Below are 20,309 nucleotides of genomic sequence, written 5' to 3'. Positions count from 1 at the left end.
TGTCTGCTCGTTGACTACTACGTCGCGGTATCAATAATAAAGCAGTAGCAACAGCGCCCAACATAAGCCATCTTTTTTTATTAATCCGCTGTGCCATTACGTTCGCCTCTTTACTGCTTATTTAGCTTTTGAGTTACATTTTCTAAGGTACATTTAAAGTACATTCAAACGTTATCTTGCTATTTTGTTTTGCTCGCCTTCAATATGTCTAAATCTTAGTATACAGAGATATCTTAGTATATCTGGGATATAGCAATGGCTGTGTTTATCTGTGTTATGAATACGCAAGCTAATGTACGGTGTCATGTTTTTGATGACACCGTACCAAAGGATAATATGCGTGAGTTAGCGTTTAACGCTTGAGAGGATAAGTCGTGATACCGCTGTTAGGACTCTCTACTTTAGTAAATCCTTGCGAGGTAGCTTTTGGCGTTTGATCGCGCTTAGGTACGAGCGGATTCAGTGGCATCAGCTCGTAATCTGCACTGACATCCCCATTCCAGCCTTCCGTACCACTCAATGGCAATTGCTTAATCGTTCCATTCTTGTCGATGACCAGCTGTAAGACGCGCATTTGGTTATATTTACGCTCGGTCACACTCGCCACTGCACCGCCATCGCGTAGAATAGTCGGCTGTAGGAAGATGATTAAGTTGCTTTTTTGCGTGTTGTCATTGTCCGAGCGAAACAGGCGACCGATAACCGGCACATTGCCCAAGCCCGGCACTTTTTGTTGACGTGTGGTGGTGTTATCCCGCATCAAACCGCCCAGAGCGATGGTCTGTTGGTCGTCTGCTAAAATAGTGGTATTAATAAGGCTCTTATTGGTAATCAAACCACTGGCATTTCCCGTGCTACCGGGCACGACTGAAGACACTTCCTGCGACACCTCTAAACGCACCGTGCCATTGTCACCAATGTGTGGAATGACGTTCAGATTAATACCAATATCTTGGCGGTCGATAGTCTGAAATGGATTGGTTGAGGAGTTGCCACTGGTGGTGTAAGAGCCGGTAACAAAGGGCACGTTTTGACCGACTAAAATACTGGCTTTTTCATTGTCTAGTGTCAAAATCGATGGCATAGACAGCAGATTAGCACTGGTAGACGAATCAAGCGCTTGCAAGATAGCGCCATAAAACTGGGTATTGCCTTGACTGTCCTTACTGCTATCGCCAATTCCAATCAACGCACCAGCAATTGAGCCTGCCGCCGCGCTAATACTAGCAGCACCGCCCCCTGACAAAGCAGCTGCCGCAAGCGACGCTGCACTAGCACCAACGTTATTAAAGTTGACAACCCCGTAGCCACTGTTGGCGTTACCGAGTGCCCACTGCACCCCCAGTTGGGTGGCATCATCGCCCGATACTTCGACGATAGCAGCTTGAATGAGCACCTGCGCGCGGCGACTGTCTAGCTGATTGACGGCATCTTCTATCTCAAACATCAGCTCGGGCGCTGCATTCACGATGACCGCATTTTGGGTTTCGTCAGCGATGATACTGAAAGGTCGACCACCAACCCCAGTACCACCTGTACTCGTGCCACCAGTGCTAGCACTCGAGGTAGAGGCTGCTGCATTATTACCAATGCTGCTGTTGCCAAGAATATCATTGGCGCTATTATTTAATGATGAGCCGGTGCTACTTGCATCATTCAAAGATGCCGACTCTAACGTTGAGGTCGCGCCAGCGCTATTGATGGATTGATTGGCCAGTAAGCCACGCAGCATATCTGCAATATGACCAGCGCTGGCATACTTTAATCGAAAAACGCGCAAACCACTCAGACGTCTGGTAGGCGTGGTATCCAGCTGACTGACCATTTCTTGGACTTTGGCAATCATCTCAGGACTGCCTTTGACCAGCAGCCGATCACTGGACGTATCAGCAATGACTTTGAGCTGATTATTGCCGCCTTGTGCTTGCCCACTACCGGCACTCGCCACCAAAGCACTGATCAACTCCATCATACGCTCTGCATCGACATGGCGTAGCGGTATGACTTGCAAGCTGTCATTGACGTTGCTGTCCAAATCACGGATGAGCGCGGTTAATTGGTTTAAGCTATCCGCTCGATCCGACAATACCAAGGCATTAACACCCGGTACAGCAGCAGCATGAGCCGACTGCGGCATGAGCGGTCGTATGACTCCCAGAACCTCTGCCGCTTGAGTATTGGTTAAATAAATGACGCGCGTTGCCAGTGCTTCACCGACGCTATCACCACGTAAATCGACGGCGACTCCAGACTGCTTGGCGACATTATCCGGTACCAGTTTAACCGTCGTTCCAGAATCAATCGCGGCGATACCATTGACTTGCATCACGCTCAAAAACAGCTGATAAATCTCATCACGGGATAAGGCTTTATTGGAGATGACCGTCACATTGCCATTGATACGTGGATCAAGCACAAAGTTTTGATCGGTGATGGTCGCCACTTCATTAATAAAGGCTTTGATATCGGCATCTTGTAAGTTGACTTTCCAGCTCTCAGCATTAACGAGACCTGTACTGGCTGCCCATAGCGGCACGGCTAAGCAAAGAGGACGACATAGGCACATCAAGCGCTGTAAGGTATAGTGCAAAGGCGTAACTGAAAATTTATGAGAACTTACCATATTGATAATTACCTACAGTGATGTCGCTTAGTATGTACTGAATTTAGTATGACTGAGTATTGTCGGCTGGTGCGTTGCTAGCATAGCCCCAACCAGATAGTTATTAATTACTTAAAGCCGTTTTAATGACGAACGGTTTACTTAAAATCATTTGTCTAAAATTGCTGGCGAATCGTAATCACTTGATCGCCGCGCTTTACCTCTATTTGTGCTTCGCCCGCTTGCTGGACTTGTTGTAGGATACCAGCATCTTGGCTCGGGTTATTACCCACACTTTGACCATTGACCGTCAGCACCTGATCACCCGGCTCCAGTCCTAGGCGGTTGCGTAGTTTTGAGGGCATCGCCGCTGTCACCTGATAGTTTTCGCCTGAGGCCATAACGCCCATCCTGCTCAGATAACTGGCTGGGTTTTCTTGTAGTGCCGTGATGGCTTCATCAATAGCGGATTGCGGGCTACTCTCAGGAGTCGTCTCTGCTGTGGATTCAGTATTATCTGGTGCTGAGATTGAGGCGCTCGGCAAGGCATTAGTGTTTGGCAAACGCTGATTGCTGACGGCGCCTGCTAGCATATCGCTTTGGTCGAGTGGCATGGACTCTACCATTCTAATGACGGTTTGCTGATCACTGGCATCAGCAATGATGACGGCATTCCAATCGACGGCGATCAGAGTATAGTCACTGTCCTTTAGACTGTCACCAATGCGATAGTTTTTGACCTCACCATTGACATCTAACAGGGCTGACGACATGCTCTCTGGTATCGCGAGCAGAACCCCTTTCAAGCCAATATTAGGGGGTGGCTGTACCGCCGCCGCGATAGGAGCGGGATCGGCAAAAATAGCAAACAAACCACTGTAATCATCGCCGGATGTATTCGCGCTTTGTAAAGGAGCAAGCGGCAATGCTGGTGCCAAAGGCGCAGCTAGCAACAACCACAATAGCCGTGCCGCCGTCCAGCACAGCCAAGCAATCGCCAATAATAACAGCCAACCAGCGCAGCGATTCAGAATATTAATAATAGGTTTTAAATTAGCGGTAACAGTAGACATTTAGCGCGTCCCCAAACCAGCTAACAAGGGCTGGCGCACACTGACGACAGGGGTATCTTGCGGAGCTTGTCCTTTATACTCAGGCATATTCTCCAACAAACGCTGGGTCAAGCTGACGTCTAGCATATTATCGCCATCGACATACAGATCCCCTAAACGCTTATCTTGATTGTTCAACAAATTAACGTGCAGCAGGTTTTTATCATTTTTTTGTTCCGTACTCAGCTCGGCACGCATCGCTGGCATGGTGATATAAAAAACCTTACCGCCACTAGGATAGCCCACTTCACCACCGACCCACGTCAACTGACCATCCGCCTCACTGAAACCATAGGACTTTTTATTGGAGTCATTATCCGAGCCAGTCTGGCGTTTTAGAGACACCGCATTGACTTGAATCGGCGTCTTGGGCAGCTGCCAATCGACCACACTGGTCAAGGTTTCCGCTGCAATCTTACCGCTCATATCATCAATCTGCCATGAGCTGGTACCCAGTTTTATTTGACCGTTCAATCTGGTCTGCTCTGTCGTGATATCGACGTCCGCACTCAACTTACCCAAGAATAGTTGCCAAGGCTGCCACGACCAATTCACCGCACCAGTCAACGGCGTCGCTGACAACGGCAATTGCCAAATCGCTGAGCCTTGCCATAAGTTGCCCGACACGTGCTGCACATAAGGGCTATTGGGTGCATATTTTTCAAGTAGCCACGACGCAGGCATTTGCAATAATGCAAATAGCGCAAATAATATAAACCCAAATAGCCACCACAACTTACGGGGACGCTTATGAGACGACGCAGAGACTTGGGCCACGGTTACATAACTCTTATATAAGGTAAAAACGTCATTATCATAACAAACAATAGCATACAGATGACAGAAAAAAAGCCAGTATCTTTTTACCAAATTACTGGCAACAAAGATACTGGCTTCTGTCTACTGATGTGCTGTTAGCTCAATCGCTATAACGACGCCATAAAAACAGCGTAGAAGACATATTGCTATATAGTTAAATCCACTAAAAATCAGGTATGTCATCAGGCTCGTTCAGTCTACTGGTAGCACTGTTACTTGCCTTTCTTGCACCTAATGCGTGTCATCAATTAGCACATGGATACATTTAGTGGTCTTAAAATGGCTAAATAGCAAAATCTTCAAGCTTACGACCTGCTGCTAGCGCGTCAACCAACCACGTCGGCTTACGACCACGGCCCGTCCAAGTCTCTTCATTATTATCGGTGTTGCGATATTTGATGCTACGTTTTTTCTCTAACGTCTCACCAGCTTTTAAAATCTCTTCGATAGTGCTATTACTCTCTTCAGCGATTTTTTCAAACTGCATATAAGCATCATATAAACGCTGATGTTGCTTTTTGGCAATCAGCTGCTGGGCATTTTCGGTGATGGCACGTAGCTCATCTACGTTTAAGCTGTCTAAATCAATGGTGGTATTCTTATTCATAATAAACTCAACTTTAAGATAAGGGATATAAACTTAATAAATATAATTTTATCTACTAAGCACTAAAGATTGCTAATTTATAAATAAGTAATGATACGAAACTCAATAGTCAATTCCGTTTCTTACTTATTAAAACAGTATTAGCCGTGGCATTAATGAGTACAGACAATATAAACAAAAACAGTAGTTATAACAATAGTAAATTAATCGTCTCTATAATAAGAAATAATTAATAACAAACTTAAGTCAATGATGTATCTTCTATATAGTCAGTTCAACATAAAATCGATACAGCCCATATCATGAAAGAGTTTATTTAAATCATTCTCCATCCAACCTTGACGCAAGAACTTTGCCTGTGCCCATTTCTTCTCAATGGGATTTAGATCAGGACTGTATGGCGGTAGAAATAACAGGCGATGACCGTGCCTATTAAGCAATCTTTGAACTCGTTTGTGAAAGCTTGCGTTGTCCATCACGATCACGCACTTGGTTTTAAGGCTTGGAATGAGTGTGTCTTTGCACCAGTCATAAAATATATTCCCGTTAATATTTTTCTCAAAGTAATCAAGTGCGAATAGCACTTTTTTATACAAGGCACCAATGACGTTAGTTCGTTTTTTGCCTTGCCAATTGTAGCTGTCAATGCAGGGAGTTCCAATGGGTGCATAGCCATATGGTCTTATAGTTTCAGACTCGAAGCCGCTCTCATCCATGTAGACAATAGCAAAGCCTTGAGCAATGTAGTGGTTAAGTTTGTTTAGGTAGCTAGCTCTCTTTATCTTGCAGGCTTTGGGGTGTTCCAGTGTCTTTTTTTTTGCTAATACGCAAGCGCTTTAAGGCATTTTGAATGCCTGTTGTACTACAGTTCAACCGACGGGCACGTTCATAATGATAGGCATCAGGATGCTCTTTAACATCGTTCAATAAAGCGTCATCAGGTATTTTAGTCGGCGCTTTGCTCCTACCAGTCTTAGGCTCTAAAGTTTGTCTCCAACTGTGTATAGTACTGGTGCTAAGCTGATAAAAAGCAGCAGCTTCTCTAACGGTCATACCGTTATCGATGCTAGACAGTACCTGTTTTCGATAGTCTGTTGAATAGGTCATAGTTTATTTGAATAATTGATTTGTTTTTATGTATTGTATCGGTTTTATTGGGTTTGTACTATAGCATTAGACAGAAGATCGATAATAATCCTATTGTGTGCCAAAACCTGCTAAAGAAAAATCTCGTAAACAGTACCCTGACAACACTAATAAATAAAAACCTCTTGGAGGCTATAGTTGATTCAATTTAAAAGTAGTACAAGGCAACCGAGTGTAGATGTATATTTAATACTTCAAACGAGGTTAACGCAGTAATACTTTTATAGTGGAATGACTATATATAAAATTAACCCTTGAATGTTTATCATTTCATACTGCTCATTATTTTGATGTTAACGAGAAAATACCAAAACTGCCTAGGTGCGTCCTGCGCTAAGCTCACTCATCAAATCACGAGCGGATTCGGCACTTAATAAGTACGGATTGAAATCAATCGTCGTAGAGTATTTTAGATAAATTGCGGCATTGGCTTCGGTTGGAGAGGCATAGTTCATTGACCACTTAGCCCATTCTCGATGCTTCAGCTCGCGTGTTTCAATGACCTGTAAATCGTGATGACGCTGATCGGCAATAAGACCATATAATAAACGATTGATCTGTGCTCTCGGCCCTTCAACCGTTTGTAAAAAATAGTCTTTATTAAATGTCAGCATCCCCGTGATGCCATTGGCAGCGTTATTCGCTTGAGCTTGCTGCAAAATCTCATTAAAGTCTTTCGCCGATACGTCTGGGTTTGCACGGCTGGCGTAGGTCATGCTCATTAAGATGTGTGCATCTGAATTTGGTGAGGTCATATCTGTTCTCTTAGGCGGTGTAATGGGGACGTAGCACTTTTATATTAGCGCTTTTATAAACGTCAGTTAGCCAATAGCAAACCATGATTTCTTTTTAGCAGAAGCGTCTATTTCTTCTTGCTCTTGGAGCTCTGACAAGGTATCAATCAACATCATGATTTGGTTGGTACTCATAAGGTAGGGATTAAATTGAGTGCCCGTCGAAAACTTAAGCGCCAGCCCTTTATTCTCATCACTTGGTATAAGATATTTCATTGACCATTTATTCCAGCGACGCTGCTCGACTTCGCGGCATTCGATAATCTGTAAGACAGCATGTCGCTCGTCTTTTACAAGCTTGCGTAGTAGCTCGTTGATGACAGGTCTTGCCCCTTCAATGCTTTGAAGAAAGTAATTGTGATTGAATACCAATGCGCCCGTAATGCCATTACGCTCATTATTCTGCTGCGCCTGCGCTAGGATACGCGTGACTTCCCCATTAGGGTTGTCGTTGTTATAACGACTAATATAAGTCAAACGCAAGATAATATGCTCACCATGCAACATGTTTAACGTGTTTTTTTCTGACAGCTCAGCGACTTCCATAAGGCACTCCGATAAGTTATTGGTACTTTTTTACAGGCGACAGCCAAATGCAGCGCTGCGATAAAGGGGGTAAATTTAAGATTTAATTTTTTTGGCAAACTCGCCCACACCGCGTGATAGGCTGCCACTGGTAGAGCGCTGAATCTTTTGTGTGAGAGCCAATAATTGCGAGGCATCGGTACACTGTTCCAGATTTAGCAGGTAACCCCACGCATCCTCAGGCGGTGCATTTTTTTCGATATAAGTCGCTAGTTCCGACTTTAAGGTCTCAAAATCCACATCAGCGGCTTTGCGCTTAAAGTAGCTAGCAAACGGTACGGTTTTGTCTGACTTATCATTAAAGGTCGCGTCAAACTCAGCGGCATTATCACTCTGCGATGGCATTGGTTCAGGCTGCAATGCTTTGTTGTCTTCATTAGCCAGCGTTGGGGGCGGTGCTATCGGCGGCATCGTAGGTGGCGATGCCGCTACTTGTGGCTCAGCGGATTGAGGCGGCGCATAAGATTGGCTAGAAGCGCTGGCGTTATCCCCTACTATCAGCTCGATACACTGGAATTCTTGCAGCAGCTCAAACAACGGTGCTATCCCACCAAACTCAGCGAACATCTTACTGTTATCAAGCGAATCTAAATAATGTTGATAGGTTTTTTTGCCATCAATCATGATCAGCAATGTTCTCGCTTCTCGCGGCAACACGCCCAAACTTTGCGTCTTAATTTCTTCTCGACCCAAATCACTTTTTCGAAACACATCACTACTATTCATCTGATAAACCTAACGCTGATACTTAAGCAAACACGATAATAATACAGTGCCACCTAAATAAGACTTGATACTTTGGGCTATAAATCTGCCCTACCTTGAGCTTTTGAATATTTCTTACAAACTATTTATTTTTTTAAAGTATCTAAATATTAATCTTTACTGGATTATTCATGTTTTTGATTATATCAACACATTTAATAAAGCGTTAGCATTAGTGAAATTCAATAGAACGAACGGTTGATATAAGATATAAATGGTCATTTGAATAAATTTCATATAAAAATTCATCAGAATAATAGTGTACAACTCTATTTTTATGCGTTGCTGATGTTGCAATTATAAGAAATAAAAAGAATATATCTTGCAAACAAAAATTAGGTCTTTATATTTCTGCGGTATTTAACATTCATATTCTGTCTCTATATAACGATCACAATAGCGACAAAGCCATCATTAAATAACTTAAACAATGGCTTGTGCCATTTTTTTATTATTTTATTTTTCCCATAAAAAAACCCCGCTAATAGCGAGGTTTTAAAATATATTACTGACTAATAATTCTTAGGTAAATCCTAAAATGGGATATCATCATCAACTGGGCCATCTGGCATTGCTGTCGGTTTTGATTGAGCAGGTGTTTGCGCTGGATTATTGAACTGATTCGACTGAGCAGGCGTATTTTGGTTGTTATTAAAACTATTCTGATTACCGCCTTGCGAAGCTGCCGCGCCCGCTTGGTTGTAACCACCTTGCTGTGCTGACTGGTTGTTTGCTTGCTGACCAAAATTATTCTGACCGCCTTGGTTGCCATAGCCGCCTTGATTTTGACCACCTTGGTTATTATTACTGAAGCCGCCATTGTCTTGACCACCCGTGGCACCATCTAGCATTTGCATTTGCTCAGCACGAATCTCAGTAATATAACGATCTTGACCATTGGGATCTTGATATTTACGCGTACGCAAGCTGCCTTCGATATAGACTTTGCTGCCTTTACGTAGATACTGCGCAGCGATTTCGCCTAAACGATTAAAGAGTGAAATACGATGCCATTCGGTGGCCTCTTTCTTTTCACCACTTTGCTTGTCTGTCCATTGTTCTGAGGTCGCAACCGAAATATTGGTCACGCTACCGCCATTACTAAATTGACGTGCCTCAGGGTCTGCTCCAAGGTTACCAATGATGATAACTTTATTAACTCCGCGCATAGTTCCGTCCTTTTACTTATGAATAATTTAATTACGAGCTTTAATCGAGTTTTTCATATAAACAATTAATTCTATCAGTAATATGGTTTTACTTTAACTATTTTCTTTTAAAATATCTAGCAGTCTGTGGGCAAGATACGACAACACCTGTCGTGAATAATTTATAAGCTAAAATCTGGCTGACTTATAGCAATAAAATATCCTTCTCGGTAAATAACCCCCCTTTGCGAACCGTTATTTAACTATTTAGAATCATTGTTATTGCGATGCATACTAAGAGTGACACTACCCAGCTCCACACCAAATTTTTTCATGACCGAGCGATTGAGCATGACATCTTTATTGACTAAATACATCCAATCATCGAAATTCACTTTATAAGTTTTGTCGTCGACGGGCAACTCTAATAGATACTGCCAATGCAGTGTATTACCCGCGACCTCACCTTTTGCTGCACCGATGACATCGCCTGCCGTGCCTCTCCAGCTACCATCAGCTTGCTTGGTCAATCGCCATATGCGCTGCGACTTTGTGCCATCTGCCCATGAGAACTTCTCATCCAAAACAATAACATTTTCGCCTTCGTGAGTGGCATCAATATCGACATAAAAGCGTTTTTTGACCTCGCCATTACGACCCTGAAACATGCCCCAGCCATCGATTTGACCGGAGAAAAACTCATGCATATCGAGCGTTGGTGTGGTGTTTTGATACGCCTGAATATTTTGAGTGGCGCAGCCTGTCGTCAATAGCGTGACAGCTAGACCCATACCAATCGCAATCTTAGCCATCGAGCGATGAACAATGGCTGACGGCGTGGCGGTCTTCGCATTGATGCCGACCACCTGACTAGATAGCGTATTAAATTTGCTCATATTAATTCCTTTTAAACAGAGATCAGAATTCGACTTTAGGCAAACACCCTGATGATTTAAGCCGTTTTCATTTAAACAATGTATATTTAAAGAATGCGTATCAAAACAACAGCGATCTATTAAGTTTTGAGGCTAACGACAAGCGATCTGTTAAATATCGAGCGGGCTTTGTGCCAAATGTGACAGCTCTTGTCTCGACAAATCTGTGAGCTGGGTTTTATCTAGTTTTAAATACGCCACTTGCTCTTTTGCCATGACGACCAGTTCATCCACGCCATCTACTGCCAACATTTGCCGTGACCAATCTTGGATATTAATATTCTTGGGAATAGTCACCGTGGTACTTGATAAATACGGCGGATCAGCGATGGGAATAATAAGTATCAACGCCACTGCCATCACTGCTGCAAGGATACCCCATGCTAACAGATTAGGCTGGCTCAATAATAGACCACCCATCGCCCCACCGACGAAAGCGCCAAAGAACTGGCTAGAAGAATTGAGTCCCATCGCGGTTGCTTTATTAGCCACTGGCGCACGTTTCGATATCCACGACGGAATCGTTGCCTCGAGCAAGTTAAAGCCCATAAAATAAAGCAACAATCCTAAAATGATACCGATGCCGACCTGACTGCCTAATGCCAGTATCGCGAGGGCTGCGGTCATCAAGCCAATCGCCGCCAAGAATACTTGACGCATTTTGCGTTTCTTTTCAGCGATGATAATGAATGGAATCGCAACGGCAAAGCCAATAAATAGCAATGGCAAATAGACCAAACCCTGCTGGCGTACCGATAAACCCATCACCTCACTCAGCTGATGTGGCAAAATAACAAATATCGCCGTCATCGTTAGATGCAGGGCAAAAATGCCGATATGCAAGCGATTTAGATCGCCAATTTTGAGCACCGTCGCTAACTGCTGCCCAATCGATTTATTATCAAGATTATGCTTAAGCACCCGTAGCGGTGTCGGTACAAAGAAAAGCAGCAGCATCGCTAGCACCGCAAAGCCTGCCGTGAGCCAAAACAGCCCGGAAATACCAAGCGAGCCGACCAATAGAGGGCCGAAAGCAAAAGCCAACATGATAGAGGTCGCAATGGTCAAGCCCATCGTCGCCATCGCTTTGGTACGCATCTCTTCTCGCGTCACATCAGCGAGTAATGCCATCAATACCGCAGAGACCGCGCCACTACCTGCCAGCGCCCGCCCGATAATGACTTCGTAAATATCTGTGGCATTTGCCGCAATGATACCACCGAGCGCAAATAGCACCAGACCCAAAAAGATAATTGGCTTACGCGGAAACTTATCCGCAGCAAGGCTCATCGGTATCTGAAAGATAGCTTGCCCTAGCCCATAAATACCGACCGCCAAACCGATCAAGAATGGCGTCGCATGCGCATAATTATCACCATACACAGAAAAGACGGGCACAATCATAAACAGACCAATCATGCGCAAGGCAAAAATGCCACCGACCCCGAGGATTGCCCGTTTTTCTACGCTATTCATACTTGCCTCACTGGTTTATCACGTCACAACTGGGCGCTAGCCATTATTATAATAGATAGCGCCACTATCCTTATAGGTCAAGTGTGCGTCTCAAAAGATATCAAGAGCCATTTACTCTATGGCAAATGTGCCTTAAAAAAGTACGCTCTGCTTCGCCCAACCTATAATGCAAGCCCCACAGTATAAAACATTCACCGTTTGGTTGCCGAGACTTTTACCTTCCTACCAGTTTTTGTCCATGTCTTTTTAGTTAGAGGTTTATGCGGCTTGCCTCGCTATGCTGCTTATATGAGATCACTTCATTCATTTTACTCGACAATTTTGTTACCAAGTGCATCTGATGCGTCATCGCACCTTGAATAATGCGCCTATCATGACAATAAAGTAAAACGTCGCTGACATTCTCGCCTGATAGAATCATTGTATAGCGACCACTATTTATATAAAACAACGACAATCGAAACATGTCATTTGGCCAATAAATTCACTATTATCAGGCTAGTCTATTACTTGTAATTCATCCATTTGGCTGTTAAATACCACTAGCTGTTAAATACCAGTTGAATGACTAGCAACGGTTTGAAAGCACCCTTCAAGGTTTACTAATAATAAATTGCAATAACAACCAACATTGACCGATAAAAATCAGATATTAATAAAAATCAGAATTTCTGTAGAAACGCTCATTGTACAAAAGCAACAACCCATTTAAAACCATGATCTAGCCAGTGACATAACCAGTCTTTCTTAACATTATATATACTCATTTCGAATACCATTTTAGCAAATAGGAAACCTATCACCGATGGCACATGACCATATTGCAATACGCGGCGCACGTACCCACAATCTAAAAAATATCGATTTAGACATTCCACGCGATAAATTTGTGGTAATTACCGGTTTATCAGGTTCTGGTAAATCTTCATTGGCGTTTGATACGCTTTATGCCGAAGGGCAACGCCGTTATGTTGAAAGTCTTTCCGCTTATGCACGTCAGTTCCTCTCGCAAATGGAAAAACCAGATGTCGATAGTATCGAGGGCTTATCGCCAGCGATTGCTATCGAGCAAAAATCGACCAACCATAACCCGCGCTCAACGGTTGGGACGATTACCGAGATTTATGACTATTTGCGTCTGCTCTATGCGCGCATTGGCACACCGTTTTGCCCTGAGCATGGCGAGCCAATGGTTGCGCAGTCGGTCACTGAAATGGTCGATCAGGTCATGGCGTTGCCGGACGACACCAAACTGATGATACTGGCGCCAGTCATTCGTGAACGTAAAGGCGAGCATACCGTTTTGCTTGAGCAATTGATTGGGCAAGGCTTTGTGCGCGTACGCGTCGATGGCGATGTTTACGATACCGACGAGCTACCAACGCTCGATAAAAAGAAAAAGCATACGATTGAAGTCGTGGTTGACCGCTTTAAAGTCCGTGATGACTTGGGTAACCGTGTCGCTGAAAGTTTGGAGACTGCCCTGCGTTTAGGTCAAGGGCTGGTCACTCTACACTTTATGGATGGCAATCCAAAAGAAGGCGGCGATGAAAACCAAGTCATGTCAGCCAAGCATTCTTGCCCTGTTTGTGATCGCGCCGTGTCTGAGCTTGAGCCGCGCATGTTCAGTTTTAACAATCCGTATGGCGCTTGCCCAAGCTGTGATGGTCTCGGTAAACGTCAGTATTTCTCAGCCGAGAAGCTGATTACTCATCATGAAAAATCCCTCAATCAAGGGGCGATTAACGGTTGGGATAAGCGCCACGCCTATTACTTTGGCCTGCTCTCTACCGTCTGCAATCATTTCAAAATTGATATGGATGCACCGTGGCAAGACCTGCCAAAAGCGCAGCAAGATCTCATCATGCAGGGCTCTGGCAAAGAAAAGTTAACTTTTAACTTTACCGATGAGCGCGGTCGTAAAACTAACAAGACCGTACCATTTGAAGGTGTGTTACCTTATTTAGAACGTCGTTATGCTAAAACCCAAAGCAATCTTGTCCGTGACGAGTTGGCGAAATACTTAGCTGATACCACTTGTAACGTCTGTGATGGTGCTCGACTAAATGAGATATCACGCAATGTCCGCGTTGATGATCAAACCATCGCCCAAATCGTTAAGCTGTCTATCGGTGATGCTGCTGACTATTATAAAACGCTAAAGATTGGCGGTCATAAAGGCGAAGTCGCGGAAAAAATCTTTAAAGAGATTAACGAGCGCTTAAACTTCCTTGTCAGTGTCGGTCTTGATTATCTATCACTCGCCCGCTCTGCCGAAACCTTATCAGGCGGTGAAGCGCAACGTATTCGTCTTGCCAGCCAAATTGGCGCGGGTCTGATGGGCGTGATGTATGTCCTTGATGAACCATCAATCGGTCTGCATCAGCGTGACAATGATCGCTTGCTAAAAACCCTCACGCGCTTACGTGATTTAGGCAATACCGTACTGGTCGTGGAGCACGATGAAGACGCCATTCGTCAAGCAGATCACGTCATCGATATCGGTGTTGGTGCAGGCGTACATGGCGGTCATATCATCGCTCAAGGTACGGTCGATGACATCATGGCCAATAAAGAATCGCTGACTGGACAATATATGTCTGGTAAGAAAAGAATTGAGATTCCAAGCATTCGCCATAAAGCCAAAACCATCGATATGGAAGTAAAGGGTAAAGCCAAACCCAAGCAAGTCCCGATGACCATCGAGCTAAAAGGCGCATCCGGCAACAACTTACACAATGTTGATTTAACCCTGCCAATCGGAATTATGACTTGTATCACTGGGGTGTCAGGTTCTGGTAAATCAACTTTGATTAATCGTACGCTTATGCCATTGGCCGCAACGCAGTTAAATAACGCTTCAACGCTCATCGCCGATAAGCATGACAGCATCACTGGTCTTGAGCATTTGGATAAAATGGTCGATATCGACCAAAGCCCGATTGGTCGTACGCCGCGCTCAAACCCAGCGACGTATACCGGTGTCTTTACGCCAGTGCGCGAGATGTTTGCACAAACGCAAGAAGCGCGCGCTCGTGGTTACAAAGCCGGTCGATTTAGCTTCAACGTGAAAGGCGGACGCTGTGAGATGTGTCAGGGTGATGGTCTGATCAAAGTTGAGATGCATTTCTTACCTGACATGTATGTGCCATGTGACACTTGTGAAGGCAAACGCTATAATCGTGAGACTTTAGAGATTCACTATAAAGGTAAAACCATCGCGGACGTGCTCGATATGACTGTTGAAGATGCGACTGAGTTCTTCTCAGCCATTCCAGCGATTTATCGTCGCCTGCAAGCACTGATGGATGTTGGTCTCAGCTATATTCGCCTCGGTCAGTCTGCGCCAACGCTATCTGGCGGTGAAGCGCAGCGGGTTAAATTAGCGCGTGAGCTTGCCAAACGTGATACCGGACAGACGCTCTATATCTTGGATGAGCCAACCACTGGTTTGCATTTCCATGATATCGATAAGCTGCTGCATATCCTGCATACCCTACGCGATAAAGGCAATACTATTGTGGTCATCGAGCACAATCTTGACGTCATCAAAACCGCTGATTGGGTGATTGATCTTGGCCCTGAAGGCGGTAAAGGTGGCGGACTCATCATCGCTGAAGGTACGCCTGAGGAAGTGGCTGAAGTCAAAGGCTCATATACTGGTGAGTTCTTGAAGCCGATGCTAGAGAGAGCGTCGTAAATTGTGTTTGAGTGTTTAAATTATAAAAAGGCCGTCCTTGTGGGAGGGCCTTTTTTGTGGGTTAGAAAGCTGCTTTATTCGTGTTAGATTATTGTGATATCTAATAATAAATATGAGGTAACCATGTCATCCAAACCAGCCACTAAAATATTCGACGTCATCGTCATCGGTGGCGGTCAAGCCGGCTTAGCGGTTGGCTACTATCTGAAACGTGCCAACCGAAAACAAACCCTCGACTTTATTATCATAGACAAGCAACCCAAGAGCGGTGGCGCTTGGCAAAACTTTTGGCCATCATTACGCCTGTTCTCGCCAGCAACAGTCAGCTCATTACCCGGTAGACTGATGACCTCTGCTAAAGACGATAGCAGTCCCTATCTAGACGATGTATTAAGCTATTTTAATAACTACGAAAAGCACTACAAACTACCCATCTATCGTCCTTTTGAGGTGCAAAGAGTAGAGCGAGATGAGGATAATAACTGCTTATGTGTCAGCGACGGCAAGTTTACGTGGCTAGCTCGTGTTGTAGTCAGTGCCACCGGTATTTGGAGCAATCCTTACATCCCAAAGATTGAAGGACGGCAATCATTCCAAGGTGAACAAACCCACTCCGCTCATTATGCAGGTACCGATGCTTATAAAGATAAACGTGTATTAGTAGTTGGCGGTGGTAACTCTGGTGCACAAATCTTTGCAGAATTAGTGCAAGTGACGGATGCCAGTTGGGTCACACGTACGCCACCACAGTTTTTGCCCGATGATGTTGATGGTCGCGTCTTATTTGAAAGAGCCACAAAGCGTGTCAAAAACGATGCCAATGACGATACTCAAGATAGCAGTGATGAGTTGGGCGCACCTACAGGCGATATCGTGATGATGCCGCCCGTTAAAGAAGCCAGAGATAAGGGCCTGCTCACTACTCAGCCTATGTTTAAGCGTTTCACTGAACAGGGCGTGGTCTGGTCTAATGGATTAGAGGAATCAGTTGATGCCATTATTTGGTGTACTGGTTTTAATCCTGAACTTGAGCATTTGGCGCCATTAGGCGTGATTGAAGAGGATGGCAAGGTATTGACTGAACAGGGGCAATCGGTAAAAGAGCCTCGCTTATGGTTATTTGGCTATGGCGATTGGGTCAGCCCTGCTTCAGCGACTATTATCGGTGCTGGGCGCAGTGCTCGAGAAAACATGCCGGCTTTGGTTGAGTTTTTAAAGGGTGATTCGTAGGTTGGTCTGATGACGTTAATTTTTAACAAGCTAACGCTAAATAAACTCACGTTTCACATCCATAATACGAGCATCAACCACGCGCTGAATCTTGTCCTCAATTTTATTAAACTCGTATTCAATCTCACGCTTACTCAATCCCACCACCACAAAAGTCCCTTCACTAGCATCATGACGATTATGCTCAACGCTCTCACATACCGCGACGCTTTGCATATTGCCAAAGCCCATAGCATAGCTTGTGTAAAGCTGGCTACACTCAATATAAAGACGTCAGATAAAATTTAAATCAACCACTTTTAGATATTCCACTGCAAAAAAAGGTAAGTCGTCTGACTTACCTTTTTTGATAATATGTACTGAGTTATTTACGTTTAATGGTTCTAGTAGTTACTCCAGTAATTGCCCCACTAGTTGCGTTAGCAGGTGCTTTCGCAGCCGCTTGATAAACTGGCGTAACCTCAGGTAAGAGTGCCTGAATTTTAGCGATACGCTGCCCAGAGTTTGGATGCGTAGACATCAAAGTAGCTATGGTGTTGCTACGACCATTGGCGGCTTCCATTTTTTGCCATACTGCAACGGCAGCTTCTGGATTGTAGCCTGCCTGTGCCATCAAGCGTAGACCACCCGCATCGGCTTGTGATTCTTGGCTACGAGAAAACGGCTTATCAAGTCCGTAGTCACTAATCAAACCCAACGCATCATCACTCAAACCTGTTTTTGCCTGTAGTTCGGCACCACCTAACTGCAGCGCTAAGCCTGTCAGAATTTTTTGCCCAGCATCTTTTTTACTGTGCTCAGCTAACGCATGGGTCATTTCATGTCCCATGATCGCAGCGATCTCTGCATCCGTTAACTGTAACTTCTCTACAATACCGGTGTAAAAAGCCATCTTACCACCCGGCATTGCCCAAGCATTTAATTCAGGTGAACGTAGAACAGTGATCTGCCAATCAAAAGGGACGCCTGTCGTATTAGCGCGAACGGCGTAGGGCTTCATACGATTAAAGACTCTTTTAACTCGGATAGCAGTGGCAGACGTATTATCTACTGCGCCTTGACTATTAGCACTAGAAACCACTTGAGAGTAATTTTTAGCCGCATCGGCATTCATGCTATTGGTATCGTACCCTGACATATCAGCTATCGTAGTACAGCCTACTAAAGTAGTAATCGTCGTAAGCAATAGAGCATTTTTTATGTTATTAAAAGTTGTCATTAGACGTCCTAGTTGAGAAATATAATTAAGGTGATTGGCTAAAATAAAGGTAATGCGTTGATGAACTTAAAATCCCACTATCAAAATTTATATCATGCAATCCGCGCACTGAAAGCAATATATAATTAATAATGTGACTAAAATGTAAATGAGGTGTAAGTAATGTGTCTAAATTACCGAGTGGGAGATTATCATGGTATAAAACAAAAGTCTATTAAATTTGTAGTATATTGTTTGTTCGTTGTCTTAAGCTTTACCGACCTACCTTTGAAACATACAACTTTATCATTTTTAATAGAACCTCTACTCAGAGAGCGGCCTGCAATAAAGCCCACCTACATAAACTCTCTCTCAACATTCATCACCCGCGCATCTACGGTCCGCTCTATCTTCTCCTCTATTTGACTGCATTGTGATTCGACCTCACGTTTAGATAGCCCCACTACCACAAACGTCCATTCGCTGGCATCATGCCGATCACGCTCGCCGCTTTCACATACCGCGACACTTAGCGTATTACCAAATCGTGCATGCAAGCCACCCATACGTTGGCGTTTTTCTTTTAATGAGCTACAACCGGGTAGCGCGAAAGTCAGCGTTAAGATAGCGATATGCATTTTATTCTCCTTGCGACAGTGGTTTACGCTTTATAATAGTAGCAAATAAGCACGGCAAGTTATGCTATCGTTACCTTGCCGTATCGATACCTCATAACGACTCACACTGTTTATACTAATACCATTCATAAAAATCATAATAGCCAATATGCGTACTCGCCCAATGACTTCTATCAGCTACGTACAGCAACAGCGTATTACTCGATTATGCGTGCGCTGCGGACTACTCCTTATGCAATATGGTGCCGAGTCTGCTGTGGTGGTGGACTTGTCTAAACGTTTGGGATTCGCTTTGGGAATGAGTAGCGTAGAATGTTCGCTGAATTTTAATGCTATTACCTTGACGACCATCTGTAATGAGCGCTGTATCACCACCACTCGAGACACGATTAATCAGAGCATCAATGTCAATTTATTGGTACAAATCCAGCAAATCATCAATAAAACCGAAGCCAATACAAATAGCCACAAGCTAGATAACCATAAACTGAAGTCTGAGCTGACTGACCGCACCACCCTTGCGTTTGATGAATTAGATAAAACGGTTTATCCAACGTGGCTAGTGGGCGTGTTTGTCGGTGCATCTTGTGCTGCGTTTGCCAATCTTAATGGCGGTAGTTGGTCGATTACCGCGGTGACCTTTGTCGCTGGTATGGTCGCGATGTTCACTCGCATTTATTTGGCCAAGCACCATTTCAATCCTTTTATCACCGTCATTGTGACGGCTTTTATCGCCTCTTTGATTGGGGCGACGACTTACTATTTTGATATTGGTAATAATGCAGATATTGCCGTTGCCTCTAGCGTGCTCTTACTAGTTCCAAGCTTTCCTTTAATCAATTCTTTCTCAGACATCTTAAAGGGCTATGTCAATATCGGCATTGGACGTGCCGTTTTTACTTATATGCTAACCTTGTCAGCGTGCGTTGGCATTGTGATGGCGCTGGTTTTACTACAAATACAGCACTGGGGATTTTGACATGTGGTTCATTGAAACCGTTGCGCTGTCGTGTATTATTACCCTTGGTTGGACGCTGATGTTCAGCGTCCCCAAACGCTATATTTTGCCTTGTTTGCTGATGACCGCTTTTGGCTTTGGACTAAAAACAGCGCTGGTCTATCAGCATATCCATCTGGTGGTAGCCAGCTTTTTTGGGGCGATGCTTGCCAGCTTTTTAGGCGTGTATTTTTCTAAAAAATATACCTTACCGCCCAAAGCGTTAATCTCGCCAAGCGTCATCTGTATGATGCCCGGTATCGCTGCTTATAAGGCGATGGTCAGTATGGTACAGATTGGCTATTTTGGCTTTTCCGACGAATTATTTAGCCAAATGATGGTGTATTTGTTTGAGGCTTTGTTTGTTACCTCAGGATTGGTGCTGGGTTTGTCCATTCCTGGGCTGTTATTTTATAGACGTCGTGCCATAGTTTAAGTGGGTTTAGATAGGTTTAAATGAGATTATTATGTGTTAGGCTATTTTTGCCTAAATATTTTTATAGCGTGGTGCTAGCTGGCACATCTTCATAAGCAAAACCTTGTAAGATTCATTATCA

General features: G+C 44.2%; 19 protein-coding genes. 4 read left to right on the top strand and 15 right to left on the bottom strand.

Annotated features, from left to right (window positions below):
• Positions 1-352: 352 nt before the first annotated feature.
• The 12 genes from gspD to CXF65_RS13200 form a co-directional block, all read right to left on the bottom strand.
• Complete coding sequence (gene gspD / locus CXF65_RS13255; RefSeq protein ID WP_037025903.1) at positions 353-2,623, bottom strand: type II secretion system secretin GspD; 2,271 nt, start codon at positions 2,621-2,623, stop codon at positions 353-355.
• Between the two features lie 155 nt (positions 2,624-2,778).
• Complete coding sequence (locus CXF65_RS13250; RefSeq protein WP_101212468.1) at positions 2,779-3,675, bottom strand: type II secretion system protein N; 897 nt, start codon at positions 3,673-3,675, stop codon at positions 2,779-2,781.
• Positions 3,676-4,491 carry a type II secretion system protein N gene (gspN, locus tag CXF65_RS13245; RefSeq protein WP_101212466.1) on the bottom strand — a complete coding sequence of 272 codons (816 nt, stop codon included), beginning with the start codon at positions 4,489-4,491 and terminating at the stop codon, positions 3,676-3,678.
• A 325-nt stretch (positions 4,492-4,816) separates the two neighbouring features.
• A complete protein-coding gene (locus CXF65_RS13240; RefSeq protein ID WP_025650789.1) occupies positions 4,817-5,140 on the bottom strand; it encodes an H-NS family nucleoid-associated regulatory protein in 324 nt (107 codons plus the stop codon).
• 269 nt (positions 5,141-5,409) lie between these two features.
• The gene (locus CXF65_RS15145) at positions 5,410-5,922 is read right to left on the bottom strand and encodes an IS630 family transposase (protein WP_264754742.1); all 513 of its coding nucleotides are present in this window, start codon (positions 5,920-5,922) and stop codon (positions 5,410-5,412) included.
• Positions 5,909-6,247 (bottom strand): IS630 transposase-related protein, encoded by a 339-nt coding sequence (locus tag CXF65_RS15140; protein WP_101212462.1) that lies wholly within the window; start codon positions 6,245-6,247, stop codon positions 5,909-5,911. The genes CXF65_RS15145 and CXF65_RS15140 overlap by 14 nt, the downstream gene beginning before the upstream one ends.
• Before the next feature lie 356 nt (positions 6,248-6,603).
• Positions 6,604-7,041 carry a BLUF domain-containing protein gene (locus CXF65_RS13225; RefSeq protein WP_025650790.1) on the bottom strand — a complete coding sequence of 146 codons (438 nt, stop codon included), beginning with the start codon at positions 7,039-7,041 and terminating at the stop codon, positions 6,604-6,606.
• Between the two features lie 66 nt (positions 7,042-7,107).
• Complete coding sequence (locus tag CXF65_RS13220; RefSeq protein ID WP_025650791.1) at positions 7,108-7,626, bottom strand: BLUF domain-containing protein; 519 nt, start codon at positions 7,624-7,626, stop codon at positions 7,108-7,110.
• A 75-nt stretch (positions 7,627-7,701) separates the two neighbouring features.
• The gene (locus CXF65_RS13215) at positions 7,702-8,391 is read right to left on the bottom strand and encodes a hypothetical protein (RefSeq protein WP_101212460.1); all 690 of its coding nucleotides are present in this window, start codon (positions 8,389-8,391) and stop codon (positions 7,702-7,704) included.
• 572 nt (positions 8,392-8,963) lie between these two features.
• Positions 8,964-9,599 carry a single-stranded DNA-binding protein gene (gene ssb, locus CXF65_RS13210; protein WP_025652640.1) on the bottom strand — a complete coding sequence of 212 codons (636 nt, stop codon included), beginning with the start codon at positions 9,597-9,599 and terminating at the stop codon, positions 8,964-8,966.
• 242 nt (positions 9,600-9,841) lie between these two features.
• Positions 9,842-10,474 carry a DUF3833 domain-containing protein gene (locus CXF65_RS13205; protein WP_264754740.1) on the bottom strand — a complete coding sequence of 211 codons (633 nt, stop codon included), beginning with the start codon at positions 10,472-10,474 and terminating at the stop codon, positions 9,842-9,844.
• 150 nt (positions 10,475-10,624) lie between these two features.
• The gene (locus CXF65_RS13200; RefSeq protein ID WP_101212457.1) at positions 10,625-11,989 is read right to left on the bottom strand and encodes an MFS transporter; all 1,365 of its coding nucleotides are present in this window, start codon (positions 11,987-11,989) and stop codon (positions 10,625-10,627) included.
• A gap of 805 nt (positions 11,990-12,794) precedes the next feature.
• On the opposite strand from CXF65_RS13200, the gene uvrA reads away from it, so the two are divergent.
• Both uvrA and CXF65_RS13190 read left to right on the top strand, forming a co-directional pair.
• On the top strand, positions 12,795-15,689 hold the full coding sequence (gene uvrA, locus CXF65_RS13195) for an excinuclease ABC subunit UvrA (protein ID WP_101212455.1): 2,895 nt from the start codon (positions 12,795-12,797) through the stop codon (positions 15,687-15,689).
• A gap of 123 nt (positions 15,690-15,812) precedes the next feature.
• The gene (locus CXF65_RS13190) at positions 15,813-16,919 is read left to right on the top strand and encodes an ArsO family NAD(P)H-dependent flavin-containing monooxygenase (protein WP_101212453.1); all 1,107 of its coding nucleotides are present in this window, start codon (positions 15,813-15,815) and stop codon (positions 16,917-16,919) included.
• A gap of 36 nt (positions 16,920-16,955) precedes the next feature.
• Here the strand turns inward: CXF65_RS13190 and CXF65_RS13185 are convergent, their stop codons facing one another.
• The 3 genes from CXF65_RS13185 to CXF65_RS13175 all read right to left on the bottom strand — a co-directional run bounded on the left by CXF65_RS13185 (position 16,956) and on the right by CXF65_RS13175 (position 18,755).
• Positions 16,956-17,135: a DUF503 family protein gene (locus CXF65_RS13185; protein WP_227523274.1), complete on the bottom strand. Its 180-nt coding sequence runs from the start codon at positions 17,133-17,135 to the stop codon at positions 16,956-16,958.
• A 148-nt stretch (positions 17,136-17,283) separates the two neighbouring features.
• A complete protein-coding gene (locus tag CXF65_RS13180) occupies positions 17,284-18,138 on the bottom strand; it encodes a M48 family metallopeptidase (RefSeq protein WP_101212451.1) in 855 nt (284 codons plus the stop codon).
• A 335-nt stretch (positions 18,139-18,473) separates the two neighbouring features.
• Positions 18,474-18,755, bottom strand: coding sequence for a DUF503 domain-containing protein (locus tag CXF65_RS13175; protein WP_101212449.1), 282 nt, complete (start codon positions 18,753-18,755; stop codon positions 18,474-18,476).
• Positions 18,756-18,918: 163 nt separating this feature from the next.
• On the opposite strand from CXF65_RS13175, the gene CXF65_RS13170 reads away from it, so the two are divergent.
• On the top strand, positions 18,919-19,734 hold the full coding sequence (locus tag CXF65_RS13170; RefSeq protein ID WP_101212448.1) for a threonine/serine ThrE exporter family protein: 816 nt from the start codon (positions 18,919-18,921) through the stop codon (positions 19,732-19,734).
• A 1-nt stretch (position 19,735) separates the two neighbouring features.
• Positions 19,736-20,188, top strand: a complete 453-nt coding sequence (locus CXF65_RS13165; RefSeq protein ID WP_101212447.1) for a threonine/serine exporter family protein — start codon at positions 19,736-19,738, stop codon at positions 20,186-20,188.
• Positions 20,189-20,309: the final 121 nt, after the last annotated feature.

The organism is Psychrobacter sp. Sarcosine-3u-12, assembly GCF_002836005.1.
GTDB lineage: Bacteria > Pseudomonadota > Gammaproteobacteria > Pseudomonadales > Moraxellaceae > Psychrobacter > Psychrobacter okhotskensis.
The sequence above is the reverse complement of the archived record's forward strand: the minus strand, read 5'-3'. Positions and strand labels throughout refer to the sequence as shown.